The 210-nt window shown below is 69.5% G+C and carries 1 pseudogene; it reads right to left on the bottom strand.

Features of this window, described 5'->3' with window-relative positions:
- Window positions 1–210 (bottom strand): annotated as a pseudogene (locus L0D17_RS13475) (IS481 family transposase); the annotation flags it as partial.

The raw sequence follows: 210 nt of genomic DNA, 5'->3' as shown, positions 1-210 counted from the left end.
TGCCTCCTCAAACGCCCCCATAAACTCGCTACCCCCATCCACCTGGATGGCCCGGATGGGAAACGGGGCCCGGGCCACCACCTCCGCCAGAAAACCCGCCGCCCCCTTCGCCGTGGCCCGGGTGTGCACCTCGGCCCAGGCAAACCAGCCCCTCCGGTCTATGGCGGAGAAGTGCCGCACCTCCTCCCCAGGACCCAGCCTCACCCTCAG

The sequence above is a fragment of the Thermus thalpophilus genome (assembly GCF_022760915.1).
Classification (GTDB): domain Bacteria; phylum Deinococcota; class Deinococci; order Deinococcales; family Thermaceae; genus Thermus; species Thermus thalpophilus.
Note: the sequence above shows the minus strand (reverse complement) of the source record. Positions and strands in the feature narration are given on the sequence as shown.